The sequence below is a fragment of the Microbacterium sp. Gd 4-13 genome (assembly GCF_003095395.1).
Classification (GTDB): domain Bacteria; phylum Actinomycetota; class Actinomycetes; order Actinomycetales; family Microbacteriaceae; genus Microbacterium.
Genome location: NZ_QEIJ01000001.1, coordinates 1 through 26,084, shown reverse-complemented (window position 1 = coordinate 26,084; position 26,084 = coordinate 1). Strand labels below are relative to the sequence as shown.

General features: G+C 70.4%; 21 protein-coding genes, 1 tRNA gene and 1 pseudogene. 8 read left to right on the top strand and 15 right to left on the bottom strand.

The features are described 5' to 3' along the window. Positions 1–14: 14 nt before the first annotated feature. Positions 15–1,037: an SseB family protein gene (locus tag DEA06_RS00110; RefSeq protein WP_165817888.1), complete on the bottom strand. Its 1,023-nt coding sequence runs from the start codon at positions 1,035–1,037 to the stop codon at positions 15–17. Positions 1,038–1,269: 232 nt separating this feature from the next. On the opposite strand from DEA06_RS00110, the gene DEA06_RS16430 reads away from it, so the two are divergent. Then, positions 1,270–1,632, top strand: a complete 363-nt coding sequence (locus tag DEA06_RS16430) for a hypothetical protein (RefSeq protein WP_165817887.1) — start codon at positions 1,270–1,272, stop codon at positions 1,630–1,632. Here the strand turns inward: DEA06_RS16430 and DEA06_RS00105 are convergent. Both DEA06_RS00105 and DEA06_RS00100 read right to left on the bottom strand, forming a co-directional pair. Beyond that, on the bottom strand, positions 1,629–4,076 hold the full coding sequence (locus tag DEA06_RS00105) for a UvrD-helicase domain-containing protein (protein ID WP_116645947.1): 2,448 nt from the start codon (positions 4,074–4,076) through the stop codon (positions 1,629–1,631). The two genes, DEA06_RS16430 and DEA06_RS00105, sit on opposite strands and share 4 nt — an antisense overlap. Before the next feature lie 40 nt (positions 4,077–4,116). Then, entirely contained in the window at positions 4,117–4,992 is an 876-nt protein-coding gene (locus tag DEA06_RS00100; RefSeq protein WP_116645946.1) for a CHAD domain-containing protein, read from the bottom strand. Positions 4,993–5,122: 130 nt separating this feature from the next. On the opposite strand from DEA06_RS00100, the gene DEA06_RS16425 reads away from it, so the two are divergent. Beyond that, positions 5,123–5,198: transfer RNA gene (locus tag DEA06_RS16425), tRNA-Met, on the top strand. A 123-nt stretch (positions 5,199–5,321) separates the two neighbouring features. Here DEA06_RS16425 and DEA06_RS00095 read toward each other — a convergent pair. The 5 genes from DEA06_RS00095 to DEA06_RS00075 all read right to left on the bottom strand — a co-directional run bounded on the left by DEA06_RS00095 (position 5,322) and on the right by DEA06_RS00075 (position 10,545). Beyond that, the gene (locus DEA06_RS00095) at positions 5,322–6,905 is read right to left on the bottom strand and encodes a carboxylesterase/lipase family protein (protein WP_116645945.1); all 1,584 of its coding nucleotides are present in this window, start codon (positions 6,903–6,905) and stop codon (positions 5,322–5,324) included. A 26-nt stretch (positions 6,906–6,931) separates the two neighbouring features. After that, positions 6,932–7,606, bottom strand: a complete 675-nt coding sequence (locus tag DEA06_RS00090) for a GAP family protein (RefSeq protein ID WP_116645944.1) — start codon at positions 7,604–7,606, stop codon at positions 6,932–6,934. Positions 7,607–7,650: 44 nt separating this feature from the next. Continuing rightward, positions 7,651–9,369, bottom strand: a complete 1,719-nt coding sequence (locus tag DEA06_RS00085) for a hypothetical protein (RefSeq protein WP_133241685.1) — start codon at positions 9,367–9,369, stop codon at positions 7,651–7,653. Next, positions 9,366–10,013 (bottom strand): response regulator, encoded by a 648-nt coding sequence (locus tag DEA06_RS00080; RefSeq protein WP_116646744.1) that lies wholly within the window; start codon positions 10,011–10,013, stop codon positions 9,366–9,368. The genes DEA06_RS00085 and DEA06_RS00080 overlap by 4 nt, the downstream gene beginning before the upstream one ends. Before the next feature lie 67 nt (positions 10,014–10,080). Then, positions 10,081–10,545, bottom strand: coding sequence for a MarR family transcriptional regulator (locus DEA06_RS00075; RefSeq protein WP_116645942.1), 465 nt, complete (start codon positions 10,543–10,545; stop codon positions 10,081–10,083). A 186-nt stretch (positions 10,546–10,731) separates the two neighbouring features. Between DEA06_RS00075 and DEA06_RS00070 the strand changes: the two genes are divergently transcribed. The 4 genes from DEA06_RS00070 to DEA06_RS00055 are packed head-to-tail and all read left to right on the top strand — an operon-like array spanning position 10,732 to position 14,463. Next, positions 10,732–11,583: a MetQ/NlpA family ABC transporter substrate-binding protein gene (locus DEA06_RS00070; protein ID WP_116645941.1), complete on the top strand. Its 852-nt coding sequence runs from the start codon at positions 10,732–10,734 to the stop codon at positions 11,581–11,583. Next, entirely contained in the window at positions 11,580–12,611 is a 1,032-nt protein-coding gene (locus tag DEA06_RS00065; RefSeq protein ID WP_116645940.1) for an ATP-binding cassette domain-containing protein, read from the top strand. Before DEA06_RS00070 ends, DEA06_RS00065 begins: the two co-directional genes overlap by 4 nt. Then, complete coding sequence (locus tag DEA06_RS00060) at positions 12,608–13,276, top strand: methionine ABC transporter permease (RefSeq protein ID WP_116645939.1); 669 nt, start codon at positions 12,608–12,610, stop codon at positions 13,274–13,276. Before DEA06_RS00065 ends, DEA06_RS00060 begins: the two co-directional genes overlap by 4 nt. A 2-nt stretch (positions 13,277–13,278) precedes the next feature. Next, positions 13,279–14,463 carry an aminotransferase class I/II-fold pyridoxal phosphate-dependent enzyme gene (locus DEA06_RS00055; protein ID WP_133241684.1) on the top strand — a complete coding sequence of 395 codons (1,185 nt, stop codon included), beginning with the start codon at positions 13,279–13,281 and terminating at the stop codon, positions 14,461–14,463. Here DEA06_RS00055 and DEA06_RS00050 read toward each other — a convergent pair. Further along, positions 14,441–15,814, bottom strand: coding sequence for an FAD-linked oxidase C-terminal domain-containing protein (locus DEA06_RS00050; protein WP_205781185.1), 1,374 nt, complete (start codon positions 15,812–15,814; stop codon positions 14,441–14,443). The two genes, DEA06_RS00055 and DEA06_RS00050, sit on opposite strands and share 23 nt — an antisense overlap. A 91-nt stretch (positions 15,815–15,905) precedes the next feature. Continuing rightward, positions 15,906–16,904: a glycerophosphodiester phosphodiesterase family protein gene (locus DEA06_RS00045; RefSeq protein ID WP_116645936.1), complete on the bottom strand. Its 999-nt coding sequence runs from the start codon at positions 16,902–16,904 to the stop codon at positions 15,906–15,908. Between the two features lie 132 nt (positions 16,905–17,036). On the opposite strand from DEA06_RS00045, the gene DEA06_RS00040 reads away from it, so the two are divergent. Continuing rightward, positions 17,037–17,936: a Bax inhibitor-1/YccA family protein gene (locus DEA06_RS00040; protein ID WP_205781184.1), complete on the top strand. Its 900-nt coding sequence runs from the start codon at positions 17,037–17,039 to the stop codon at positions 17,934–17,936. Positions 17,937–18,212: 276 nt separating this feature from the next. Then, positions 18,213–19,436, top strand: a complete 1,224-nt coding sequence (gene ligD / locus DEA06_RS00035) for a non-homologous end-joining DNA ligase (protein WP_116645934.1) — start codon at positions 18,213–18,215, stop codon at positions 19,434–19,436. A 554-nt stretch (positions 19,437–19,990) separates the two neighbouring features. On the opposite strand, the gene DEA06_RS00025 is transcribed toward ligD, so the two are convergent. The 5 genes and pseudogenes from DEA06_RS00025 to DEA06_RS16420 form a co-directional block, all read right to left on the bottom strand. Further along, entirely contained in the window at positions 19,991–21,376 is a 1,386-nt protein-coding gene (locus DEA06_RS00025; protein ID WP_116645932.1) for a glycosyltransferase, read from the bottom strand. After that, positions 21,373–21,822, bottom strand: coding sequence for a nitroreductase/quinone reductase family protein (locus DEA06_RS00020; protein ID WP_116645931.1), 450 nt, complete (start codon positions 21,820–21,822; stop codon positions 21,373–21,375). Before DEA06_RS00020 ends, DEA06_RS00025 begins: the two co-directional genes overlap by 4 nt. Before the next feature lie 160 nt (positions 21,823–21,982). Continuing rightward, entirely contained in the window at positions 21,983–23,563 is a 1,581-nt protein-coding gene (guaA, locus tag DEA06_RS00015; protein WP_116645930.1) for a glutamine-hydrolyzing GMP synthase, read from the bottom strand. Then, entirely contained in the window at positions 23,560–24,075 is a 516-nt protein-coding gene (locus DEA06_RS00010) for a DUF3817 domain-containing protein (RefSeq protein WP_116645929.1), read from the bottom strand. Before DEA06_RS00010 ends, guaA begins: the two co-directional genes overlap by 4 nt. An 80-nt stretch (positions 24,076–24,155) precedes the next feature. Then, positions 24,156–26,084: pseudogene (locus DEA06_RS16420) on the bottom strand (hypothetical protein); the annotation flags it as partial.

Here is a 26,084-nt window from a genome sequence, read left to right as displayed (position 1 = left end):
ATCGGATGAGTCGACTACGAGGTCGCGTCGGTGAGGAGCGCGGCCAGCTCGCTGCGGGGCACGCGGATCCACGGTCCGCCCGGATCGACGAGCACCCCGGTGAGCCCCGCGTCGGCGGCGAGGGCTTTGCCGAGCTGATCGGCCGTGACCGGCAGGGCCTGGTCGCCGCGGCCGAGGCTGAGCACTTCGAGCGGGTGGGAGAACACCTCGAGGTAGCGGTCGCCGTCGGCCGTGCGCGATTCGGCGATGCCGACGGGCCCGCCCTCCTCGGTGCGCCGTACGGCGATCCACAGGGGCGCCTCAGCCAGCGCGGCGGCGACCGCAGGCGCCGTCTCGTCTGTGCGCGGGGTGGCGAGGAGTGTCTTGATGACCAACGTCGCGTGCGCCTCGTCGACGGCGCGCTGGAGGAGCGGCTTCGGCAGGACCGCCCGGGCAGGACCCGACGACGGGTCGATGACGATGCCCTCGTAGGGCCCGTCGAGCACATGGCGCAGCACCGTGAGAACCGGTTGCGCCATCGCGGAGGTGTCGGTGTCACCGTCGGCCTTCACGCTGGCCTGGAGAGCGGTGCCGGAGCTGTAGACGAGGACGTGCTGCTTCTCGCCGCGCCGGGTCACCGCGAGCGGCAGACCGCGGCCTTCCGCCAGCAGCGCCCGCGCATCGCCCTTGACCCTCAGATAGAGGTGCCCCTGCAGCAGCTGCCGCGCAACGTTCATCAGCGCGGTCGGTGTGGGCGGATCGGGCAGCGCTGCCAGCGCATCGCGGAGAAGCACGTTGTCGTACACGCCCGGGAGCGACTCGGTCGGCGCGGGAGCCTCGGCGGGCACCGCGCGGGCCCGTGGTCGCGGGTCGGGGACGGGCGCGGCGGGCTGAGACGCGCCCACGCCCTGGAACGTGGAGAGCGATATGCCGACCGATGCCGCGGGGTCACTCACCGGCGGGGCCGGCGGGGCCGGGACGTCGGCGGTGCCAGCCTCGGCCGGAGCCTCGGAGGTGGCCGGACGGTCGGAGTTCTTTCGACGCGAGAAGAGAGCCATCCGTTTCAGCCTAGCCCGAGGCCCCGTCCACGCATGCGGCGAATCACGCGGTCGCGGGGGTGGCGGCCCCTCGTCTCCACGGACTACGGCAACCGCACTAGCATGTACACATGCGCACGCGAGCCCCGGTCGGCGAGCACGCGATGTCGGAACCCCACGCTTTACTGGGCGGAGAGGTCGTGCCCACCTCACCCAGCGATGACGGACGTCGAATGGCGAGAGGGGAGCCCCGATGAGCGACGACGAGGTTCGGCGCCGACCCGAGAGCCGAGGCCCGTCCTGCCCCTTCGCCTGGTGCACGACGCGACACGGCCACACCACGCACGAGGCCGACGAAGACCACCGCAGCGGTGGGCGCTCGCTCACCCTGACATTGCGCGACGCACGCGACGGTGCCGCGATCTCGACGGCGGACGTCGAGGTAGGCCTCCTCCGCCGGCGTAGCGACTCGCGCACCTGGCTGGTGATCGAGAACGGCCGAGACATCCGAGTGCAGATCACCGCCGAGAGCGCGCACGATCTCCTGGAGGCCGTGCTGGCCGACCCCGCTGTGGCAGAAGAACTCGGCGTTCCGACCGCCGAGGGCGATCGCTAGATCTTCGCGATCGGTGCGATCTTGATGAGGAGCTTCTTGGCACCGACCGTGTCGAACCTCACGTGGGCGACTCGTTTGGCGCCCTCCCCCGTCACGGCATCGACGCGACCCTCGCCGAAGTCGTCGTGCCGGATGCGATCACCCGATGCGAGCACGAGATCGCCGTTGTCGCGCACCTTCGCGGGGATGCGATTGGGAAACCTGTCGATCGCCGTCGACTTCGGCGCCAGGTCGTCGCCGTAGCGCTTCGTGCCCCAGCTGCCGGAATCGGAGCCACCCGACGGACGAGCGTTGAGGGCACGGGAGCGAGAGCCGCCGCGCGAGTTCACATCACCCGGCGATTGGCGCCAGTCGATGAGCTCCGACGGCACCTCTTGCAGGAACCGGCTGGGCATGGCGACCGTGACCTCGCCGAACTGCGCGCGGGTCATCGCCAGCGAGAGGTAGAGACGCTTGCGCGCACGCGTGATGCCGACATAGAACAGGCGGCGTTCCTCGGCGGGCCCCCCGGGCTCGTTCGCCGAGATGCGGTGCGGGATGAGGTCTTCCTCCACACCGGTGAGGAAGACCGCGTCGAACTCGAGCCCCTTCGCCGTGTGGAGGGTCATCAGCGACACCGACCCCGACGCATCGTCGAGGTCGTCGGCGTCGGCGACCAGGGCCACTTCGCTGAGGAAGTCGATGATCGTGCCCTCGGGGTTGTTGCGGGCGAACTCGCGTGTCACCGCGACGAGCTCGTCGAGGTTCTCGAGGCGCGCTTCGTCTTGCGGGTCGCGGCTGCGCCGCAGTGCGTCGAAGTAGCCCGACTTGTTCAGCAGCAGGGTGAGTCCCTCGGCGACGGCCGTGGGGGGCGCGAGCTCGCCGGTGGCGGGCAGCATGATCGCGGTCGCCTCGGCGAGGATGGCGTCGAGCTGCGCGATAGCGGCCTGCAGCTTGGGCCCGACGCCCAGAGCAGAGGAGTTCGCAAGAGCATCGCGGAAGGTGATCTGCTGGTCGGCCGCGTATCGGGCGATCGACGTCTCCGTCACGTCACCGATGCCGCGGCGCGGGCGATTCAGGATGCGGCGGAGCGCCATCTCGTCGGCGGGGTTCGCCACCGCGACCAGATAGGCGAGGGCGTCCTTGATCTCGGCGCGCTCGTAGAACTTGGTGCCGCCCATGATCTTGTAGGGCACCGCCGCGCGGATGAAGATCTCTTCCAGCGCGCGCGACTGAGAGTTCGTGCGGTAGAACACGGCCATCTGCGAGTAGTCGACGCCCGTCTTGTGCAGCGACTCGATCTCGTCGGCGACGAACTGGGCTTCGTCGTGCTGCGAGTACCCGGTGAACCCGATGATGGGTTCGCCGGCGCCCACGTCGGTCCAGAGGCGCTTCTCTTTGCGGTCGAAGTTGTTGCTGATGACGGCGTTCGCCGCCGACAGGATGTTCTGCGTGGAACGGTAGTTCTGCTCGAGCAGCACGACCTTCGCACCCGGGTAGTCGCGCTCGAACTCGGTGATGTTGCGGATGTCGGCGCCGCGGAACGCGTAGATCGACTGATCCGAGTCACCGACGACCGTGAGAGACGCGGCGTCTTCGCCGACGGGCTCTGGCTCGAAGATCATCATGCCGCCGCTGGAGGCGATCGGCGCGGCATCCGACCCGATCGGACGGGTCAGCTCGTGGATGAGCGCGTACTGCGCGTGGTTGGTGTCTTGGTACTCGTCGACGAGAATGTGCCGGAAGCGCCGACGGTACTGATCGGCCACGTGCGGGAAGGCGCGGAAGAGGTAGACCGTCTGCCCGATGAGATCGTCGAAGTCGAAGGCGTTGGATTTCTGCAGCTCGCGCTGGTAGGCGCCGAAGATCTCGACGAAGACCCGCTCGACGGGGTCGCTCATGTTCGCCTGGCGCGCGTAGGACTCCGCGTCGGCGAGCTCGTTCTTCAGCTTCGAGATGCGACTCTGCGTGCCCGCCGGCGTCAGGCCGAACGCGTCGCCCTCGTGCTCTTTGACGAGCCGCTTGATGAGCGCACGGGAGTCACCGGAGTCGTAGATCGTGAACGACTTCGTGAAACCGAACTGCTGGGCCTCGCGGCGGAGGATGCGCACGCACGCGGAGTGGAACGTGGAGATCCACATGCCCTCGGCGCGGTCGCCGATCAGCGAGCGCACTCGCTCGCGCATCTCGCCCGCGGCCTTATTGGTGAACGTGATGGCGAGGATCTGGCTCGGCCACGCCTCGCGGCTGCGCAGCAGCGAGGCGATACGGCGCGTGAGCACGCTCGTCTTACCCGAACCGGCACCGGCCACGATCAGCAACGCGGGGCCGCGATATGTGACGGCCTCGAGTTGGGGCGGGTTGAGCCCGGCGAGCAGGTCGTCGTCGGAGCGCGAGGCGTGATCGGCCTTGTCGAAGCGCCCGGTGCCGCTGCCGACGATGAGGGGCGTGGATGCGTCGGTCATGTCCCGTCAAGTGTAGGCGCGGGCTCCGACACCCGCCCCGTCAGTCGAGCATCTTCGACGCGTCCCGCACCCTGCGGAGGGCTCGGTCGAGTTGGCCCCGCCGCCGCATCGCACGGGCGGTCGCCGCGGCGATCAGCCGGTCGTAGCCCTCCGTCGCCTCCCCCGCCCTCGCCGCGCGCACCCTCGAACGCTCGAGACGGGCGGCCAGCACGACCGCGTCACGGTGGTCGCCCAGCACGTCGTGCAGCCGCGAGCCGGCTTTCGCCGCGGCCGCCGCTGCGTCGGTGAGAGTGGCCGGCCCCGCCTCGCCGATCGCCTCGGCGGCGTACCGCAGGCGCCGCCCGGCCTTGCGCACGTCGTGCAGTCGCTCCATCGAGCCGTCCAGCCGCTTCGCGGCCTTCCGCACGCGTCGCGCCTCACGTCGCAGCACCGCGGTCAGCGCCCCGGTCGCATCGGCGTCGACCCCGACGAGCGGCGGATCGGCCGCGAACGCGTGCAGCTCCCGCATCCGCTCTTTCGCCCTCGGCTGCTCGCTCAGCGCCACCAGGCGGGCGTGCAGCCGGGCGTAGTCGGCCAGCGGCTCCTCGACGAGCCGACGCCTCATGGCATCGTCGTCGATGCCCGCAGCGGCCAGTGCCGAGGCGGCTTCGGCGGCCAGAACCTCGGCGTCGCGAACGGTGCCGAGCTGGCTCCCCCACTCGCGCAACGGCACACGCAGCCTCTGCGATCGACGGTCGTCGAGGTGATCGCGCAGCAGCGACAGGATGCTGCGCAGCCGCCGCACGCGCGTGCGCAGTGCGTGCAGGCCGTCGGGTTCGTCGGCGAGAGCCGCCTGCTCGGCGTCGAGGACGGCACCCGCCGCCCCGCGGACCATCGAACGGGCCACCTCGCCCAGGGACACGTGCGGTGCAACCATCCGCACACCCTAGTGCGGGGCCCGTCGAGGCCGCGGGGAACGACGCCCGTCACACTGACGACTCAGGGGGAAATCATCGGTCACAGACCTCGACCCGGGTGCGACCGGCGTTCTAACGTGGAACCGTCATCGCGGCGATCCGGGCGGTCCCGGGCATCGGTTCATACCCGACTGCGTGGCGGGTTCGACTCCCGCCGTCGCGTCCACTTCTGCAGGCGGTGCAGCATCCGTTCCCGGCGTAGGCCATGGCGCGGCCGTAGGCCACGTCGGTGCGAATCGTCCTACGCCGGCGCCATCTCCTTCGCCCGCAACCGGCGTGGGCAGTGCATCTAACGGAAGGTGAGTGCCTCGTCGCCCCACGCGGTACGAACGGGCGCATCGAGGTCGGGCACCAGGGTGTCGTGGGCGTCGATCACGAGGGTCGCCCGCACGGGATCGGCCCCCTCGACCCGATACGGCTCCCAGGCGGTCGCGCCGTCGGCGTCGGGGTTCTCACCCCGCGCGAATGCGGTCCAGCGCTGCTGCATCGCAACGGAGATGCTCTGGGCCGCGCGTCGGCCTCCGAGACGGAACGTCGGATCCTTCGGGCCGCCGTCGAGGTTGCCCCACAGGTAGGGAAGCTCGGTCGCGTGCGTCGCGCCCAGACCGATGAGCCGAAGAAAGGGAGCTGCGTGATCGAAGCGGTAGAGCCACACGTCGGCGACGGCACCATGCCCCTCGGCGATCCAGACCGTCGGCATGCGGAACCCGATGTCACGGGCGATGCCGAGCCCGACGGCCCGGTGCCGGGCATGCTCGTAGGCGGTGTGCACCTGATCGGCCGTCGGGGGGACGACCGACGGGTTGTCGGCGGCCATGTCGTCGAGCATCCGCGCGATCCGGTCGTCGGTGATGGGGATCAGCGGCGACTTCATGAACCGGAACAGCGACGCTTCGTCCTTGTTCGTGCCGATCAGAAGCGGCACGCGGATGCCTCGGCCCGCGCGGAGGGCCACGAGCGGTGATTCCGGGATGAGGTCTCCGTCGATGACGGGGGCGAAGGCCAGCGTGCCCGGGTCGGCGTCGGGAACGGCCGCGTAGACCGCCATAGCGGCCGAGACGACCTCGGCGACGGGGGCGTCTCGCAACGCCCGCGCGGCGTCCGCCGCATCCGCGATGTCGATGCCGAGCTGTGTGACGAAGCGCTCCGCCACCGATCGGGCGCGCTCGACCCCGTAGACGCTCGACGCGGGTGATGACTGCGCGATGGCGCGCTGGAAGAGCCCCTCGGCCGACGGCGTGGCCAGGAGGGTGGTGACCAGTCCCCCACCGGCCGACTCGCCGAAGATCGTCACCCGGTCGGGGTCGCCGCCGAAGGCCGAGATGTTCTCGCGCACCCAGGCGAGGGCGAGGAGGACGTCTTTGAGCGCGAGGTTGCGATCGAATCCACCGTCGGGCACGAGCGCGGCGAGATCGAGGAACCCGAAAGCGCCGAGCCGGTAGTTGACCGTGACGACGATCACGTCGCCGCGGCGGACCAGCGATGTCGCGTCGAACAGCGGCTGGCTGGACGCACCGAACGTGTAGGCGCCGCCGTGGATCCAGACCATCACCGGCAGCAGCCCCGCGTCGTCTGCGACCGGCGCCCACACGTTCAGGGAGAGACAGTCCTCGTCCATGACCGCGTCGTCGCCCAGCGGCACCGCCGGGTTGAGCTGCTGCGGGCAGGCCGGTCCGAAGCTGCGCGCGTCGATCTCACCTTCGACGGGAGCGACGGCGACGGGGTCTCGCCAGCGCCGCCCGCCCGTCGGAGCTTCCGCGAAACGGATGCCGCGCCAGGCGCGAACCTCGTCGAGCCGGCCGCGGAATCGTCCGGCCGGCGCGGCCGCCAGGCAGGAGTTCTCGGAGCCGGCATCGGAGATCGAATCGGACATCGTGGCCTGCTTCCTTCGCATCGGGGTCAACCGATGAGCTGGTGGAGGAGGTGGGAGGCTTCGACCGCGGCGAGGATCGCGAAGAGCACCGTCATGATCGCGGCGTTGTGGGCGATCATCTCGGCCTTCAACCTCTCGAGCGAACGCACCACGGCGGGCGACCCCGTGGCGGCGAGCGCCGTGGGAACGATGAGGGCGAGTGAACCGGCCACCGCGAACCCGATGCACCAGAGCACGACCAGAATCGCCGGAAGGTGCGCCGCGCCGATCAGCGCCCCGCCCTTGAGCTCGAGCGGGATGTTCTTGGTGTTGGTGACGGCCATCAAGAGCCCGAGGCCGGCGGCGCGAGCGGGCGTGATCGTGTCGACCGCGGCGAGCCAGCTGGGCGGTTTCGCCTCTGCTCCCGGTTTCGGCCGGGACAGCCAGCTCGCCACGGCCAGCGCCGCGAAGCCGAGCGTGAGCACGGCGGTCAGCACGAGCACGACGATCTTGCCGCCGCCCGAGGCCGACGACGAGGCTCCGACGGCGGTGATCGCCCCCACGGCGACCACGATCAGAGACACGGCGGTGAAGGCCGCGGCATAGGCGGGCGCGGCGCTTCGCCCCCGCGCGGAGAGAAGGATCGCCACGGTTGCGACGATCGGTAGCGGCGAGATGAGCATCCCCACCGCCATCGGCAGCAGTTGGTGCAGCGCGTCCATGTCGACCTTCCGATCCGGGCCCGCCTCCGGATCCGGGGACGACGCTACGGTTCGGCCGTGACGCCCTCGGCCGGATGTTCGGCTGACACGACAGCACGCGGTCCGGGCACGGCGAACGCGGCCTCCAGGACGACCCCGCCCTCGACCGATCGCAGGCGCGCGCCGAGTTCGCGCGCACGCGAGTGGGGCCCGAGCCCGTCGAGCACCGCAGCCGCAGCTCGGGTGGTCACGCGAACGGTGAGATGGTCGCCCGCCCCGGTCATGGTGGCATCGACCGTGAGGGTCGTGCGGGCGGCTGCGGCGTGCTTCGCCGCGTTCAGCAGGCCCTCCGCGGCGACCTCGAACGCCTGTGCGGCGAGGTCGGGATGGGCGTCGAGCGCGTCGCTTGCGTCGCTCGTCACCGTGCTGGCGAGGTCGAGCACCCGCGACCACGTGCCGGCCAGTTCGGTGATCGACGACGCGCCCGTCGTCGATCGCGAGCCGGCGAAGACCCGCTGCACGCGATCGACGATCCCGTCGAGCTGCGTCGCGAGCGCCGCGAGCCGATCGGGTGTCGGGGCTGCGTTCTCGATCGCGAACAGCACGCACAACGCCTGGCCGTCGCGGTGCATGACGTCGGCTGCCTCGCGCAGCGCGGCGCGCGCAGCGCCTGTCGCGGCACGCGTCGCGCGCTGATCTGCCGCTACGGCACTCGCGAGACGGCTCTGCTCGGCACCGAGCCGGTGCAGCATCCCCGCGCACAGCGCGGCCCCCAGCGACGACCCGACGTACACCACGAGCGGCACCGTCGCCAACGCGACGCCGCCTCCGTCGGCCGCCGCGACGATCGACAGCACCGCTCCGACGACCGCCGAGAGCGCGACGAAGACGGCGGCCGAGCCGCCCCTGCGGCGCACCATCCGCAGACGACTGAGTCGGTCGACCGCCCACCCTCCTCCGACGGCGACGAGGAGGGCGAGAGCGATCACGCCGCCCGTGGCCGCACGAAGCGCGTAGGGCAGCATGCAGGCCACGTACAACGCCGTGACGGTTCCGGGCGACGGCGCGCGCAGAGTCAGCCTGTCGCGTCGCCGAGCGGGCATGCGCGCGACGGGCGGCCCCGCCGCGTCCGCTGCCCGCGCCCGCTCCGATACGGCGTGACTCGCGGCACGGAACCCGTCGCCGACCCACCTCACCGAGGCGGCTGTCGCGCCGTCGCGACGGAGCGCACCGACGCGGTGGCGCAGATCGGCCACCGCGCCGTTCACGTCGGCTCGAGCCGCGGCCTCGAACGCCTCGCCCCGACGCTGCGCAGCATCCATCTCGGTCCGCACGGCCGACAGGAGCGCGTTGGTCGCGCGCAGCGACCGCGAGGCGTCGACCACCACGGCGATCGCGGTCAGGGTGACGGTCCACACCACCACGTTCGTGAGGATGCGGAAGGGAAGCTGCGACGACGGCGGTGCGGGAACGCCGAACGCCGAGAGCAGGAGATCGTGGATCACGGGGCGCGCGGCCGCGTCGAGCAGCACGCCGACGGCAACCCACGTCGCGCGGGTGGTGACGCGCCGAGCGGAGCGCTCCACAGCAGCGACGGCCGACAGCCCGGCGACGAACGAGACCCAGCCGATGACCAGCGCCGTCAGCACGCCCGACGCGGTCGGATCGGGCACCGCCGGCGCCATAACCGTGAGCGACAGGACGAGGGAGGCGGCGATCGACCAGACCGAGATGAAGCGCCCACCGCCGAGCGCACCTCGCGCGCCGGTGGCCAATCGCCTCACCGCGACGGGCCGAAGACGGCCAGGTACTTCGTCGCCGCCGCCACGCGCGGGCTGACCGACGCGTCCCCGGTGACGCCGAGCCGGTCGAAGATGCGACTGATCGACCGCTCCACGGCACGCGTCGATGCGCCCGAGGCCTCGGCGATCTGGTCGTTCGACCACCCCCGTGCGATCATCGCGAGAACGTCGAGCTGGTGTCGGGTGAGCGCCGACAGCTCGTCGGTGTCGACGGCCGGTGGCACCGGTGCGGCGGGTGACGGATGCGTCGCCACGGCGGACTCGAGCCCCGCGAGGAGTTCGCCCGCGGAACCCAGATCGTGCTTCGACACGAAGACCGCCCGCTCCAGCCCCATCGCCCGGGCGCCCGCCGCGGCTCGCGGGTAGCTGCTCAGGAACACGATCCCGACGTGGGGTGCGAGGTTCGCGATCATGACAGCGAGCTCTGCGCCCGATGGCCGCGACCCGAGGTCGATGTCGGTGAGCAGCACGTCGGGGTCGAACGCCGCGAACACCGCCATCGCCTGCGCCGCATCGGCGGCCTCGGCGGTCTCCCACCCATGGCGGGAGAGCATGTCGCAGACGAGCACGCGCAGCGCGGATTGGTCCTCGACGACGAGCACGCGCCGCACCCATTCCGTCCCCACGGCATCACGATAATGGAGCGCCACCGCACCCATCGTCCACCCGCCCGAACCAGACCCCGTGCGCGCGTTACCTCTCGGGCTTCCCGTCGGTCGCGAACTCGCGATGGGCGGTCGCAACCGCCTCGAGGAACTCCGTGATCACCCGCTGCTGCTGCACCGTGAACGAGGCGCCGATCTCCTCGACGCGGTGCTCGAGGGGCGCCAACTCGACCGCGACGAGGTCACGGGCCTCATCCGTCGGAACCAAACGAAAACGGCGCCCGTCGGCCTCGTCGCGGCGCCGCTGGATGTGCCCCGACCGAACCAGTCGGTCGATGATCTCGGTCGCGGACGATCGGGTCACACCGAGGCGGACGCTGAGTTCGGCGGGGCCGATCGGAACGGCCGCGAGAGCGATGTGCTCGATCGCGGCGGCATCGGTGGTGGAGAGATTCATGCGGCGGGCGGTGACGAAACCCGCCTGCATCGTCGCATCGTGCAACTCCTGGAGGAGTGAAGCGAAGGCGGATCGCTGAGCGTCCGCGGAAGGCATGTAGTTAATATACAGCTTTGCTAGTAGTTAGATTTCCGAACTAGTTTTCTCTCCGGCTCGTCGAGACTGTTGCCGACTGTGACGCCCGAAATCCCGGCATCGACCGGGGGCTGGCTAGCGTGACCCCCAGCACCGGGAGAGTTCCGCATCCGGACCCCCGAGACACTCACCGCAGAAGAGGCCCCCATGAAGCTTTTCCGTCCTGCGCTCGTCAGCGCGATCGCCGCCGTCGTCCTCGTCGCCACCTCGGCGTGCAGCGGCGGGTCGACCACGACCTCGGGCGATGCCGCCGACGGCGCCGAGAAGACGAGCATCAAGATCGGCTTCAACCCCGGCCCGTACCTCGACATGTTCCAGGGCGGCATCCTCCCGATCCTCGAGTCCGAGGGCTACTCGGTCGAGACCGTCGACTTCACCGACGGCATCGTCGTCAATGTGGCGGTCTCGCAGGGCGAGATCGACGCGAACATCATGCAGCATCCTGTCTACCTCGACTTCGTGAACGCCCAGGAGGGCATCACCAACGCCGCACTCGTGCAGATCCCCACGCCCCGTATGGGCCTGTTCGGCGGTAAGAAGTCGTCGCTCGACGACGTGGCCGACGGGTCGACCGTGACCGTTCCGAACTCGCCGTCGAACATGTACCGCGGTCTTCTCATCCTCCGTGACGCGGGATGGATCGACTTCGACGACGTCGACGACCCCAACACGGCCGACCTGTCGATCATCACGTCCAACCCCTACAACCTGAACATCACGCCCATCGAGAACGCGCAGCAGGTTCCGGCGCTGCAGGACGTCGATTACGCGACGATCCAGGGGAACTTCATCGTCTCGGGCGGCCTCGACTACGGCGACGCCCTCGCCGTCGAGGACCAGCCTGTGTTCTTCTCGAACGTGGTCACCGTGCGCGAAGACGACGTCGACTCGGACTGGGCTCAGGCCATCAAGGCCGCCTACGAGTCGCCCGAGTTCATCGAGTACATCGCCTCCGACCCGCGGTACGACGGCTACCAGCTGCCGGCCTGGTTCGAGTGAGTTCTCGCGACGAAGGGCGCATCGTCTTCGAGAGCGTCACGAAGACCTTCGGGCAGAAGGATGCGGCGACCGCGGCACTGCGCGACGTCTCGCTCGAGATCTCTCCGGGATCGATCTTCGGAGTCATCGGATACAGCGGTGCCGGGAAATCGACGCTGATCCGGACGGTCAACGGTCTCGAGCAACCCACGAGCGGGCGCGTGATGGTCGAGGGAGTCGACATGGGCGCGCTGCGCGGGCGTGCCCTGCGCACCGCCCAGCGTCGCACGGGCATGATCTTCCAGCAGTTCAACCTGCTCGAGACCGTGCGCGTACGCGACAACGTGGCGCTGCCCCTTCGGCTCGACGGGGTCGCACCCGCCGCCGCCCGCGCCCGGGCGGAGGAGGTGCTGGACTTCGTCGGCCTCGGCGCGAAGGCCGACAGTTTCGCCTCGCAGCTCTCCGGCGGGCAGAAGCAGCGGGTGGGCATCGCTCGCGCGCTCGTGCGGAACCCTCGCATCCTCCTCTCCGACGAGGCGACCAGCGCGCTCGACCCGACGACCACGGTGCAGATCATCGAACTGTTGCGCAGCATCAACCGCGAATACGGCACCACGATCCTCGTCGTCACCCATGAGATGGACGTCATCAAAGACCTCGCCGACGAGGTCGCCGTCATGGCCGACGGCGCGGTCGTCGAGCACGGTTCGGTGCTCGACGTGTTCGTTCACCCGCGCGCCTCGATCACGCGCGACTTCGTCACGACCGTCGTGCCGCAGGGACTCCCCGCTCGCGTCGTGTCCCACGTGGGCGGCGACAACCTGTGGCGCCTCCTGCTGCTCGACGAGCAGGTCGCCGAGCCGCTCGTGTCGCACATGATCACCGACCTCGGCGTGACGGTGAACATGCTCCACGCCGACATGACCGAGGTCGGCACGCACACGATCGGTCAGATGATCGTGAAGGTCGACGGCCCCGCCGATCGGGTGCGCTCGGCGCGGGCCTACCTCACGTCGCGGGTCGTCAGCCTCGAGGAGGTCGTGGCATGAACGGCGATCGCTGGACCCTCATCACCCCCGACATCTTCCTGAAGGCCATCGGCGAGACCCTGCAGATGCTGGGATTCGCCCTCGTGTTCGGGTCGATCCTCGGAGTCGCGATCGGCACCTTCCTCGCCCTCACGCGACCCGGCGGCATCCTGCAGAACAGGCCCGCCAACATCGTGCTGGGCGTCTTCGTGAACATCGCCCGGTCGCTGCCGTTCATCGTGCTGCTCGTGGCGATCCTGCCCTTCACCCGCCTGCTCGTCGGCACGAGCATCGGAGTGTGGGCCGCCATCGTGCCCCTGACCGTCATGATCGCGCCCTACATCGGGCGCCTGGTCGAGAACTCGTTGCTGGAAGTACCGCAGGGAGTCATCGAGGCCGCTCGCTCAATGGGCGCCTCGCCGTGGCAGATCTTCCGTCGCTTCCTCCTTCCCGAAGCGCGCAGCTCGCTGATCCTGGCGATCACGATCGCCACGGTCGGACTCATCGACGCCACCGCGATGGCGGGCACGGTCGGAGCCGGCGGCATCGGCGATCTGGCGCTGTCGTACGGCTACCAGCGCTACGACGGCTTCGCCATGGTGCTCACGTGCGTCACCCTGATCGTGCTGGTGCAGGGCATCCAGATGACGGGCTCGGCGATCGCGCGCCGGTACAGGCGGCGGTGACGGTGGCCGACTTCTCCCCCGCGCGCCGAGTGCGCGCCTTGCCCCCGAACTTCTGGGGCGCCATGGACCGTGAGATCGCGCACCTGCGCGCGGAGCCCGGGCCGCCGGTGATCGACGTGTCGAAGGGAAACCCCGACCTCCCGACGCCGGAGCACATCGTGTCAGCGATGCAGCGGGCCGTCGCCGACCCGGTGAACCACCGCTACCCGTCGTCGATCGGGCGACCGGCGGTGCGCCGGGCGATCGCGAAGCGCTACCGCGACGATCACCGCGTGGAGATCGACCCCGACGCGGAGGTCGCGATCTTCCACGGCTCGCACGAGGCCATCATGGCGTCGGTCATCGCGCTCGCCGATCCGGGCACGAGCGTCGTGCTGCCCGACCCCGGGTACCCGCTGTATCTCTCCGCCGCCGACCTCGCCGAAGCATCCGTCGTCTCGCTGCCCCTCGACGCGCCGTCGTTCCAGCCGCGTTTCGAGACGCTCGAGGCCGTGAGCGATGCGAGCGTGCTCGTGCTGAACTACCCGAACAATCCGACCGGGGCCCTGGCGACGCCCGAGACGATGAAGCGGGCGCTCGCTTTCGCGCGTCGGGCGGGGGCGGCGTTCGTGCACGACTTCGCCTACTCGTCGCTCGGTTTCGACGGCCGTCGCCCGCTGTCGGCGCTGGCGTTCGATCCGGGGCTCGATGTCACCGTCGAGCTGCAGACGCTGTCGAAGACGTACAGCATGGCGGGGTGGCGGTTCGGCTTCGCGGCCGGCAACGCCTCCATCATCGACGCGATGGCGCGATACCAGGCGCACGCGTTCAGCACGATGTTCGGCGCGACGCAGGTCGCGGCCACGGCCGCCCTCGACGGCGACCAGAGCGCCGCCGCAGAACTCGTCGGCATCTACCGGCGGCGCCGCGATCTCGTCGTCGCGGGGCTCCGCGCCGCCGGGTGGGAGGTCTTCGAGCCGGAGGGCACGTTCTTCGTCTGGGTGCGGGTGCCCGGTGGGGCGGATGCTGCGGACTTCGCGCGCAGGCTCCGGGAGGAGCAGCGCGTGGCGGTCGCGCCCGGCGACGGGTTCGGCGAGCGCGGACGCGGCTTCTTCCGCGTCGGACTCGTTCACGACGACGCGACGCTGGCCGAACTGGTCGAGCGCCTCGCGGCGTTCGGCGCGGTCAGAGCTTCCGCCCGGGGTTGAGGATCCCCCTCGGATCGAACACGACTTTGACGGCACGCTGCAGTTCGCGGATGCGCGGCGGCACCTCGCCGTCCACCGCGAAGAGCTTCACCGACCCGATGCCGTGCTCGCCGGCGACCGTTCCCCCGAGTCGCTGAGCCAGCACGAGGAGTTCGCGCTCGGCTGCGCGCGCCCGCGCGGTCTCGTCGGCGTCGGCCGGATCGAACACGACCGTCGGATGCAGGTTGCCGTCCCCCACGTGCCCGGCGAGGCTGATCTCCACCCCGAGGCGCGCCCGCAGCCCGACCACGGCGTCGGCGATAGCGGGCAGCTGCGATCGGGGTACGGCGAGGTCGCCGTGGGTCGCGCCGCCCCGGACGGCGACGAGAGCGGGACTCAGCGCACGACGGGCGGCGAACAGGTGATCGAGCTCCTCCGGGTCATCGGCGCGCGTGACGGCCTCCGCCCCGTGCGCGCGGAACGCGGCTTCGAAGCCGTCGAGGTCGTCGGCGCTCCCGATCGCCTCGTCCGTGACGGCCAGCAGCCACGCCTGCGCGCGCTCGGGGATGCCGAGCTCGGGACGCACGAGACGGATGCCGCGCAGCGCCACCTCGTCGAGGAACTCGAGCGTCGACGGCAGCCGGGAGCCCGACGCGATGGCGTTCGCCGCCGCGAACGCCGAGGCCGCGTCGCGGAAGACCGCCGACACCCCCCTGCTCGGGCCGGGTGCGGGGCGCAGGGCGAGGGTGGCCTCGGTGATAACGCCGAGCGTCCCCTCCGACCCCACGAACAGACTCGTGAGGTCGAGTCCGGCGACGCCCTTGACGGTCTCGGCCCTCGTGCGCACCACCTCGCCGTCGGCGAGCACCACTTCGAGGCTGCGGACCGCGTCGCCGGTCACCCCGTACTTGACGCAGCGCATGCCGCCCGCGTTGGTCGCGATCGTGCCGCCGATCGACGCCCAGTCGGCCGAGGCGGGGTCGGGCGGGTAGAAGAGCCCCACCGCAGCCGCCGCGCGCTGCAGGTCGGCGACGACGACCCCCGGCTGGACGACGGCGATGCGATCGACGGGGTCGATGCGCACGATGCGGTCGAGCGCTCCGAGGTCGAGGAGCACGGCGCCCTCGATCGCCGCCGCCGCCCCGACGAGGCCCGACCGCGCGCCCTGCGGCACGACGGGCACGCCCGCGTCGTTCGCGGCGCGGAGAACGGCGGAGACCTCGTCTGTCGAACGCGGTCGCACCAGCACGGCGGCAGCCGGCGGGGTCGTGCGCGAGGCGTCGGAGGCGTGCGCCGCCACGACCCGCGGATCGTCGATCACCGCCGCATCGCAGAGGAGGTCACGGAGCGTTTTCACGAAAGCGGCGGCCACCGCTCCACCGTACGGATGCACCGGGCGCCGCGGCGCGTCGCGCGTCACCGCCCGACACACACCCGCACGACGCCGCTGACCGGCGCGCGTTTCACTCGCCGCGGAAGAAGGCCACCGCGAGATCGGCGTGGTCGGCGAAGACACCGTCGGGCTCAGCATCCCTGAGCACCGCCCACTCCTCTTCGTACCGGCCGAAGGCACCGTCGTCGGCGCCGGATCGAAACTCCGGCACGAGGAAGGCGTTCTCAGGGCGGCACGTCCACGTGAAGACGCGCAGCCCCCGCTCGTGCGCATCCGCGACGATGCGGCTGGGTCCCGTCGCGCGTCCCGCTCCGTCGGGTTCCAGGATCATCCGCTTGTCGACGCTGATCCCGTCGAACCGGCCCGCGAGCGCGTCCAGCCCCGCCGGCGCCGCCGTCTGCGCGTACGTCGGCGCGGCCGCGCCCAGAGAGGCGACGAGGTCGGCCGGATGACCGTCGGCGGCGAGCAGATAGATGTACTCGGCGGCGAGACCTCGCTCGCGAAGGGCCGTCAGCACGGTCGACTCGAACGACTCGATCACGAGCGGAACGTCGCCGCCCAGGCCACGGAGTTCGTCGAACACCAGCTGGTCGAGCCGGTGCCCGAGCCGGCCGAGAGCGGTCGCGTGCTTGATCTCGACGACCAGCCCGACCCTTCTCCCCCGCGCCCGACCCGCGGAGCGCACGAGATCGACCAGGTCGCTCAGCCGCAGCATCGGCTCGGTGTCGTCGAAGGCGGCGCTCTGCGGGCGCAGCGCGGGCAGCCGCTCGCGGCAGCGCAGAGTGGACAGCTCCGCCCAGGTGAAGTCCTCGGCGAACCAGCCGGTCAGCATCTCGCCGTCGACGTCCTTCGTCGTGCGTCGTGAGGCGAATCCCGGATGCTGCGACACATCGGTCGTCGATCCGATCTCGTTCTCGTGCCGCACCACGAGCACGCCGTCCTTCGACACGACGATGTCGGGCTCGACAGCATCCGCCCCCATGGCGATGGCCAGTTCGTACGACGACGCGGTGTGCTCGGGGCGGTATCCGGGGGCTCCCCGGTGGCCGATGACGAGGGGTGCGGTCACGTCTTCACGTTAGCGGCCGGCCCGCTCATGGTGTCCTCACAGCAGCACCCCGCGACGGCGGAGAGGGCGTCGGCTAGTGTTGATCTACAGCACGGTGCTGTAGATCAACCCCGATTTTGGAGTGTGAGAGCAGTGGCCCTCAACAACCCGGCCTTCAACAACCCGGCGTTCCAGGACCCGCGCGCCGTTCAGACCTACCCCGGTGGCTCGCAGGCTGCGCGCCTGGGCAACGGTCAGACGCAGTATGCGCCGCCCCCCGCCGCCACCAACGCCGAGCTCGAGGGCAAGTTCGCCGCCCCCTCGGCCGGCGCCCAGCAGACCGACCGCATGACGTACGAGGACACCGTCTACAAGACGATCGCCCTCTTCGCGGTCATGCTCGTCGTCGCGGTCGGCGGATGGATCTGGACGATGTCCAGCGTCACCCCCACCAACCCCCAGCCCAACGTCGCACCGTGGCTCATCGGCGCCCTCGGCGGCTTCGTGCTCGCCATGGTCAACATCTTCAAGAAGCAGCCCTCGGCGCCGCTGATCATGGCGTACGCCGCCTTCCAGGGCCTTTTCGTCGGTGGCATCTCGGCATACTTCGAGTTCATGATGCCGGGCATCGTCGTGCAGGCGACCCTCGCGACCGTGTCGGTCGTCGGCGTCACCCTCGCCCTCTTCGCCAGCGGCAAGATCCGCGCCTCGAAGCGAGCCACGAAGATCTTCATGATCGCGATGGTCGGATACCTGGTGTTCAGCCTCCTGAACGTCGGCCTCATGCTCTTCGGCGTCCTGCCCGCTGACCAGATGTTCGGTCTGCGCTCGGCGACCATCGCCGGCATTCCGATCGGCCTCATCCTCGGTGTGCTGGTGGTCATCATGGCCGCGTACTCGCTGGTGCTCGACTTCGACCAGATTCAGCAGGGCGTCCGCAACGGCGCTCCCCGCAAGCTGGCGTGGAAGGCCGCGTTCGGCATCATGGTCACGGTCATCTGGCTCTACGTCGAGATCCTCCGCATGATCGCCATCATCCGCGGCAGCAACTAGCCACCGCTCGCACGAAGGGGTCGTCCGTTCCGGACGGCCCCTTCGTCGTTTCCGCCCGGACCCCGTTCCTCCCTCGTTGTCCGGAATGTGGCGCATTCCTGCGTATGACCGCACCGAACTGTAGGGTCACTCGACGGATGCTGTGGCAGTCGGCTCCTCGGCTCGGCGGGGAGCCTGCCGAACCGCACGGATGGGGCACGGGACGCCACGACCGCGGCGACGGCACGACAGCGCAAGGCCTGGCCGCAGCATCCTGCACCCGGCTAGCCTCGCGCCATGAGCCCGTCGAAGACACCCGCCGACACCCTCGAGATCGCCGGGCACGAGGTGCGCGTGACGAGCCCCGACCGGGTGGTGTTCCCCGGCCCCGGTCTCACGAAGCTCGACATCGTGCGCTACTACGTGGCCGTCGCCGACGGCGCTCTGCGCGGTGCGGGAGGGCGCCCGATGGTGCTCAAGCGGTTCGTGAAGGGCATCGACGAGGAGGCGTTCTTCCAGAAGCGGGTGCCCGACAAGCATCCGGACTTCATCGATACCGCGACCCTCCGCTATGCGCGCGGCACCTCCGCGGAAGAGACCGTCGTCAGGGACGCTGCCGGGCTCGCATGGGTCGCGAACCTCGGATGCCTCGACCTCAACCCGCATCCGGTCCGTGCCGAAGACCTCGACCACCCCGACGAGCTGCGGGTGGATCTCGACCCCATGCCCGGCGTCGAGTGGGCGCAGATCGTGGATGTCGCGATGATCGTCCGCGACGTGCTCGACGACCACGGTCTCGTCGGCTGGCCCAAAACGAGCGGGTCGCGGGGGCTGCACATCCTCGTGCGTATCGCGCCCGAATGGGATTTCGCCGCGGTGCGGCTGGCTGCCGAGGCCCTCGCTCGGGAGGTCGAGAACCGCGCGCCCGGCCTCGCGACCGCGCGGTGGTGGAAGGAGGAACGCGGTGAGAGCGTCTTCGTCGACTTCAACCAAAACGCCAAGGACCGCACGGTGGCGTCGGCGTACAGCATCCGTCCGCTCCCCGACGCGCGCGTGTCGACCCCGCTCGCCTGGGACGAAGTGCGTGCGCGCCGCCCCGAGGAATTCACCGTCGCGACCGTGCTCGAGCGCTTCGCCGACATCGGAGACCCGCACCGCGGTATCGACGAGGCGGTCGGGCGTCTCGACGGCCTGCTGCAGCTCGCCGACGAGCTGGGCCCCGCCGACAAGCCGCCGACGGCTTCCGACGGCTCGGGCCGGCGCACCTCCACGATGCCGTTGATCGAGGTGGCACGCACGAAGACGAAGCCCGAAGCCCTCGAGGCCCTCGAGACGTGGAAGACGACGCACACGCGGGCGGCGGCCGTGCTGCATCCCGCGGACGTGATGATCGACGGCATGCGCGGATCGAGTTCGCTCTGGTACCGCGTGCGCGTCAACCTGCAACACGTGCCCGAGGCGGAGCGCCCGCCGCAGGAGCCGCTGCTCGCCGACTACGACCCGTGGGCAGGGCGGGCCTAGGCGCCTTTCCTCGCCCGCCCGGGTGCGTCTGCGCTCAGCCACCCCTGCCCTCGCCGCGCCCGACCTCCCCTTCACGTTCTTGCTCACGAAGGCCTCCTCCCCCCTCCCTCACGAAACGCTTCCCCATCCCCTCCTCGCTCACGAAACCCCTCTCCCCGCACGAACTCAGGATGAACGCGCCAACCCCCGCGGTCTGCAGCGGTTCCGGGCCCGTCCCCGGCCGACCATCCTGAGTACGGTCGCCGAAGCCGACGAAAGCGGGCACGAGCCCCCCACGCGCCCGCCCTTCCCCCACCCCTTCTTCCTCACTAAGCCCCTCACCCCGCACGAACTCAGGAAGAATCCACCGGCCCCCGCGGTCTGCAGCGGTTCCGGGCCCCTCCCCGGCCAACCATCCTGAATACGGTCACCGAGGCTGCCGGAAGCGGGCACGAGCCCCACGCGCGCGGCCGACCGCACCGCGCGACAACCGCCCCCGCGCGGCCAACCGCACCGCGGGACGACCGCACCGCGGGGCAGCCGCACCGCGGGGCAGCGGTCGCGGGCGGAGGGCCTCAGCGAGTGCCGGGAGAGCGCCGCGGCGTGCGATCAAGCGCCTGCCGGGCCACGGCCGCGAGGGCATCCATCGTCGGGGCGGGGGCGAATCGCGCCGCGGCGACAAGGGCCTCCGCCGACAGCCGTTCGCGCATCGCCGCATCGCCGAGCACCTCGGTCAGCGCGGCCGAGAGCGCGGCGACGTCGCCGTCGGGAACGAGCACTCCCCCGCCGCCCCGCAGCATGTCGCGCGGACCGTAGCGGATATCGAACACCACCGCGGGCGTGCCGTGCGACAGCGCCTCGGCGAGCGCGAGCCCCTGCCCCTCGAAGGCCGAGGTGGAGAGGTAGACGGATGCGGCGTCGAGCACGCCGGCGACGTCCTCGGTCGCGCCGCGCAGCACGACCGACTCGCCGACCCCGAGATCGTCGATGAGCGCCTGGAGCGCCCCGCGCTCCGCCCCGTCGCCGTAGATGTCGAGCGTCGCATCCGGCACGGCCGCGCCGACGAATCCTCGGATCGCGAGGTCTACGCGCTTCCCGGGCGCGAGCCGGCCGACGACGACGGCCCGGCTGGGCTCGCGCGCCGCGATCGGGACGACGGATGCGGGGGGCACCACGGCATTCGGGACGACCGCGTGCACGCCCGACGACCCGAACCGCTCGACGACGTCATCGCGCTGCGATGGGGTCGGCCACAGCACGGCGTCGAACCGGTCGGCGACCGAGAACCACCGCGACCACAGCGCGTTCAGGGGCGCATCGGGGGTGAACGGCGGTTCGAGGTGTGTGGTGTGCACGGTGTGCAGCAGACGCACCGCAGGTGCGTGCCACCCGCTGAGCAGCTCGCCGAGCTGGCGGGATTCGCAGATCACGACGACCGGGCGCTCGACCCGCTCGCGCAACCCCGCGACCACGTGGTCGAGCCAGGCGCGATAGAGCGACCCGAACCCGGCGATGACACCGATGCCAGACCCGTCCGCGTCGTGCACGACGATCGGTGCCGTCGTCAGGTGCCAGTCGGGGTCGCCCGTGATCACCGGCAGCGACACGATCGGGCGGCCCGCAGCATCCGTCACCTCCCGGTACGAGAGCGAGGGGTCGGCGTCGCCGGGCGCCGTGGCCTCGCGCAGCCATTGCGCGCCACCGCCACGGGGGTCGGATGCTTCGTCGAACAGATTGCGCAGGCGTTCGGGGACGTCGAGCATCCCACGACGGACGAACTCCGACCGGTGTTCGACGTGGGCCTCGGGCGCGCCCGGGTCGACCGTCAGCAGCTCGGTCTCGGCACCGGCCTCTCTCATCTGCCGGATCCGGGTCAGGGTCGCCACGGTGTATCCGCCGTCGAGACCGGGGATGAGCCGGCTCGACAGCACGAGGTACCACGCGTCGGGGAATCGGGTCACGGGCGCGGTCGTCCTATCCGGAACACGGGGAAGCCCGGGGCGATCTCGGCGAGCTTCTCGTCGGGAGAACCCGCGTCCACTCCTTCGAAGAAGCGCCCGACCTCCCAGGCCCAGGCCTTCAGGTAGGCGCGGAGGATCGGGGGCTTCTCGGCGTCGGACACCTCGACGGCGGTGAAAGCTTCGACCCGGCGGCCGGCGCGGAGTTCGCCGGCACCCGAGACCCGGAGGTTGCGCACCCACTGCGCGTTGCCGCGCGGGGCCACGAGGTACCGCTCACCGCCGACCCGGAGCGGATTGACGGGCGTCGTGCGCCATTCGCCGCTCGAGCGACCTCGCACGGCGAGCACTCGGCTACCGGCGAGCGGCAGCCCCACCCGGGTCAGGAGTCCGACGACCCGGTTGAACCCCCGATCGACCACGGTGGGCCGAACGAACCTCTCGCTCATCCCCTCATCCTCTTCCCTCTGCGAGAAGTGAGGCTCGTGGCAGCGCCGCCGGGCAGCAGACGGCTGGCGGCTGCAGGCGCAGCGATGTCACGCTCCGGGCCGACCGAAGACGACGTCACGGAGCCCGCCGTCGACCGCGCCGCAGCACGAACCCGGCGGCTCACTCCCACTCGATCGTCCCCGGCGGCTTCGACGTCACGTCGAGCACGACACGGTTGACGTCGCGGACCTCGTTCGTGATGCGGTTGCTGATCTTCGACAGCACGTCGTAGGGCAGGCGCGTCCAGTCGGCCGTCATCGCGTCTTCGCTCGACACGGGGCGCAGCACGATCGGATGCCCGTAGGTGCGGCCGTCGCCCTGCACGCCGACGGATCGCACATCGGCGAGGAGCACGACGGGGCACTGCCAGATCTCGTTGTCGAGGCCGGCCTTGGTCAGCTCCGCGCGCGCGATGGCGTCGGCGTCACGCAGAATCTCGAGGCGGTCAGCGGTGACCTCACCGACGATCCGGATGCCGAGGCCGGGCCCCGGAAACGGCTGGCGGCCGACGATCGCCTCGGGAAGACCGAGTTCGCGCCCGATCGCCCGCACCTCGTCTTTGAAGAGGGTGCGCAGCGGCTCGACGAGTTCGAACTGGAGGTCTTCGGGAAGGCCCCCGACGTTGTGGTGGCTCTTGATGTTCGCGGTGCCCGCACCGCCACCGGATTCGACGACGTCGGGGTACAGCGTCCCCTGCACGAGGAACCGGATCGGCTCGCCGTCGGCGGCGGCCTCGGCGACGAGGTCGCGCTCGGCGGCCTCGAACGACCGGATGAACTCGCGCCCGATGATCTTGCGCTTCTGCTCGGGGTCGCTGACGCCGGCCAGCGCCTCGAGGAACTGCTCGCGCGCGTCGACGGTGATCAGGCGAACGCCGGTCGAGGCGACGTAGTCGTTCTCGACCTGTTCGCGCTCCCCCTTTCGCAGCAGCCCGTGGTCGACGAAGATCGCGGTGAGCTGATCACCGACGGCCTTGTGCACCAGCGCGGTCGAGACGGCGGAGTCGACCCCGCCCGAGAGCGCGGAGATGACGCGTGCCGAGCCGATCTGCTCGCGGATGCGGTCGACCTGCTCGGCGATGACGTTGCCGCTGTTCCAGTCGGCGGGCAGGCCCGCGGCCTTGTGGAGGAAGTTCTCGATCACACGCTGACCGTGGTCGGAGTGCTTCACCTCGGGGTGCCACTGCACGCCGTACATGCGGCGGGAGTCATTCGCGAAGGCGGCGACCGGGGTCGCGGCGGTGCGAGCCAACACGTCGAACCCCTCGGGGGCGCGCGAGACCTGGTCGCCGTGACTCATCCACACGTTCTGCTCGGCGGGCTGACCGTCGAGCAGAGTGCCCTCGGTGACGATCGTGGCATCGGTCGCGCCGTACTCGCGCAGGCCGGTGTTCGCGACCTCGCCGCCGAGCGCCTTCGCCATGACCTGGAAGCCGTAGCAGATGCCGAGCGTGGGAACGTCGAGGTCGAACACCCCCGAGTCGAGCGACGGGGCGCCCGGCTCGTACACCGACGACGGGCCCCCGGAGAGGATGATGCCCACCGGGCTCTTGGCGGCGATCTCGGCGGCCGTGGCCGTGTGAGGAACGATCTCGCTGTAGACACCGGCCTCGCGGACGCGACGAGCGATCAGCTGCGCGTACTGCGCGCCGAAGTCGACGACGAGGACGGGACGTTGGGAGGTCTCGGTCTGTTCGGTCAACGGGTGCCTTCCGGTGCGGAAACGGATGCTTCGGCCGCCTCGCGTTCTGCGAGGTAGGTGGTGACCTTCCGGGCCGTGATGGCCTCGAGGAAGAAGGAGAGGAACGGTACGACGCCGCCGAGGGCGAGCAGGATGAACCGCGGGAAGGGCCAGCGCATGAGGCTCCAGATGCGGAAGCACGAGAACAGGTAGACGACGTAGAACCATCCGTGGACAACGAGGATCGCGAGAGAGATGTTGACGCCGTCACCGGTGGAGACGATCTCGCACCCGTTGCCCCCCGGCAGGAAGAGCGAGAACCATTCGCACGCCGGACCGGGGATCGCCGGGGCGAAGTACAGGAAACCGCGCGTCCCGCCGGCGAAGAGCTCGACGTGCAGCGGGGTGTACTTCAGGATCATCTCGGTCAGGAGCAGCAGGAGGCCGACGCCGGTGATGACCGAGCAGATCTGGTAGAACTTCAGGGCTCCGCGGATCGCAGGAAATGATGCGAGTTTCGGGGCTCGAGGCATGGGCTCCATTCTAGACGGCGGCGAAATCGCCGACCGCCCTCCCCCGCGCGGGGAGAGGGCGGTCGGTCGATGTCGAACGATCAGCTCTTCGGCAGCGTGACCTGGATGAGGCCGGTCGGGTACCGATCGCGCGCCGAGACGTACAGCAGGTCGCGGTCGGCATCGATCGAGACGCCGTAGACCTTGTTGCCGTACGCGTGCGCCGAGAGTCGCTGCACCACGCTCAGATCGGACGCCGAGACCACCGTCGCCCCCGACTGCTCGAAGGTGGTGCTCTGGTTTCCGACGACCACCAGGCCGCCGTCCACCGCGATCGAGCGGTAGTCCGCGTTCGCGACGCTCTGACGCTTCTGGAGAGCCAGGTCTGCGCCGCCGTACACGCGGATGCCCTCGGTCGAGCCGCTGGCGTCGCTGTTGCTGATGTACAACAGGTCGCTCGCCGCGTCGTATGCGACACCGTGCGTGCGCCACGCGCCCCCGTCCGCGACGCCGGCGACAGTCTGCTTCAGCTCGCCCGTGTTCGCGTCGGCGACGTCGAAGCCGGTGCCGCGCGTTCCGCCGTAGACGAGGCCGCGCCCGAGATCGACGTCCATGCCGCGCACCCCTCCCGAGAACGCGAACGGACCACGGACGACCGCTCCGGTCTCGGCGTTCAGCACGACCCAATTGCTGCCGTAAGCGACGTAGAGCACCTTGTTCGCGGCGTCGTACGCGATGTCGCGCAATCCGTCGCCCGTGAGTCCCTCGGGCACGACGATCGTTCGCTTGACCACGTCGGCCACCGGATCCACGATGTGGATCCGCGCCGGGCGCATCTCGTTCGCGACGAACAGGTCGCCCGTCGCGGGGTCGACCGTCGTGCCGACGGGGAGGATCTGCGGCTCCTCACCCTCGGTCGGGATGGCGGTGAGCCCGCGCGCGATCCACGGCTCGACCGGAACCTCGGGTTCGGGCAGTGCCGCCGGAAGCGTCACCCGCACCAGGCCCGAGGGATACCGATCGCGCGCCGAGACGTACAGCCGGTGGGTCTTCGGGTCGATCGAGACCCCGTAGACCTTGTTGCCGTATCGGTGCTCCTCGAGGCGCTCGACCAGGCCGAGTCCGTCGGCGTGATAGATCGAGACCCCCGAGTTGTCGAACGTCGTGCTCTGGTGTCCGACGACGACCGTGTCGGTCGCGGGGTCCACCGCGATCGACCGGAAGTCGGCCCCCGCGACGTCGAGCGTGTCGACCAGCGAGTAGTCGGCGCCGCTGTAGACACGGATCCCCTGGGTGGATTCGGCGGTGTCGCTGTTGCTGACGTAGATGAGGTCGTTCACCGCGTCGTACGCGACACCGTGGGTGCGCCAAGCACCGCCGTCGGCCGGCGCCTCGACGGCACGGATGAGCGCACCCGTCGCGGCATCTCGCACGTCGAATCCGCTGCCGCGGAGGCCTGCGAAGACCCGTCCGCCCGCGAAATCGACGTCCATCCCGCGGACCCCGCCCGACGAGAAGGCGAACGGTCCCGCGACCCTGGCACCGGTCTGCGCGTCCATGACCACCCAGTTGTCGCCGAAGGCGACCGTGAGATGCCCCGTGGCTGCGTCGAAGGCGATGTCGCGCAGACCGTCCTTCACCGGGTCGGTCGTCGGCGCCGACAGGGTGCGCACGATCGTGTCGGTCTTCGGATCGACGACGTGCACACGGGCGGGCCGCTGCTCGTCGGCGAGGTAGACCAGGCCGGTCGCGGGGTCGACTGCCGAGCCGACGGGGCGGATCTCGGTCGCGCCCTCAGCCGTCGCGGTCGGGATCGCGGCCAGCGCGGTCGCCGTCCACGGGTCTTCGGTGGGCACCTCGGGCTCGGTGGGTTCCTCGGGGTCCGTGGGCTCTTCGGGCTCGGTCGGCTCTCCGTCACCGGTGCGGATGCTGACGGTCACCGCCTTCGGCTCCAGCTCCTCGCCCGGAGGGTTGAGGCGGAAGTCGCGGTTGGCGACGAAGACCCGCTGGTCCTCCTCGTCCACGACGAT

What these genes read in the sequence shown, in the direction of transcription:
- DEA06_RS00110 (WP_165817888.1), bottom strand. Translation starts at nt 1,037, where the DNA reads ATGGCTCTCTTCTCGCGTCGAAAGAACTCCGACCGTCCGGCCACCTCC.
- DEA06_RS16430 (WP_165817887.1), top strand. Translation starts at nt 1,270, where the DNA reads ATGAGCGACGACGAGGTTCGGCGCCGACCCGAGAGCCGAGGCCCGTCC.
- DEA06_RS00105 (WP_116645947.1), bottom strand. Translation starts at nt 4,076, where the DNA reads ATGACCGACGCATCCACGCCCCTCATCGTCGGCAGCGGCACCGGGCGC.
- DEA06_RS00100 (WP_116645946.1), bottom strand. Translation starts at nt 4,992, where the DNA reads ATGGTTGCACCGCACGTGTCCCTGGGCGAGGTGGCCCGTTCGATGGTC.
- DEA06_RS00095 (WP_116645945.1), bottom strand. Translation starts at nt 6,905, where the DNA reads ATGTCCGATTCGATCTCCGATGCCGGCTCCGAGAACTCCTGCCTGGCG.
- DEA06_RS00090 (WP_116645944.1), bottom strand. Translation starts at nt 7,606, where the DNA reads ATGGACGCGCTGCACCAACTGCTGCCGATGGCGGTGGGGATGCTCATC.
- DEA06_RS00075 (WP_116645942.1), bottom strand. Translation starts at nt 10,545, where the DNA reads ATGCCTTCCGCGGACGCTCAGCGATCCGCCTTCGCTTCACTCCTCCAG.
- DEA06_RS00070 (WP_116645941.1), top strand. Translation starts at nt 10,732, where the DNA reads ATGAAGCTTTTCCGTCCTGCGCTCGTCAGCGCGATCGCCGCCGTCGTC.
- DEA06_RS00060 (WP_116645939.1), top strand. Translation starts at nt 12,608, where the DNA reads ATGAACGGCGATCGCTGGACCCTCATCACCCCCGACATCTTCCTGAAG.
- ligD (WP_116645934.1), top strand. Translation starts at nt 18,213, where the DNA reads ATGAGCCCGTCGAAGACACCCGCCGACACCCTCGAGATCGCCGGGCAC.
- DEA06_RS00020 (WP_116645931.1), bottom strand. Translation starts at nt 21,822, where the DNA reads ATGAGCGAGAGGTTCGTTCGGCCCACCGTGGTCGATCGGGGGTTCAAC.
- DEA06_RS00010 (WP_116645929.1), bottom strand. Translation starts at nt 24,075, where the DNA reads ATGCCTCGAGCCCCGAAACTCGCATCATTTCCTGCGATCCGCGGAGCC.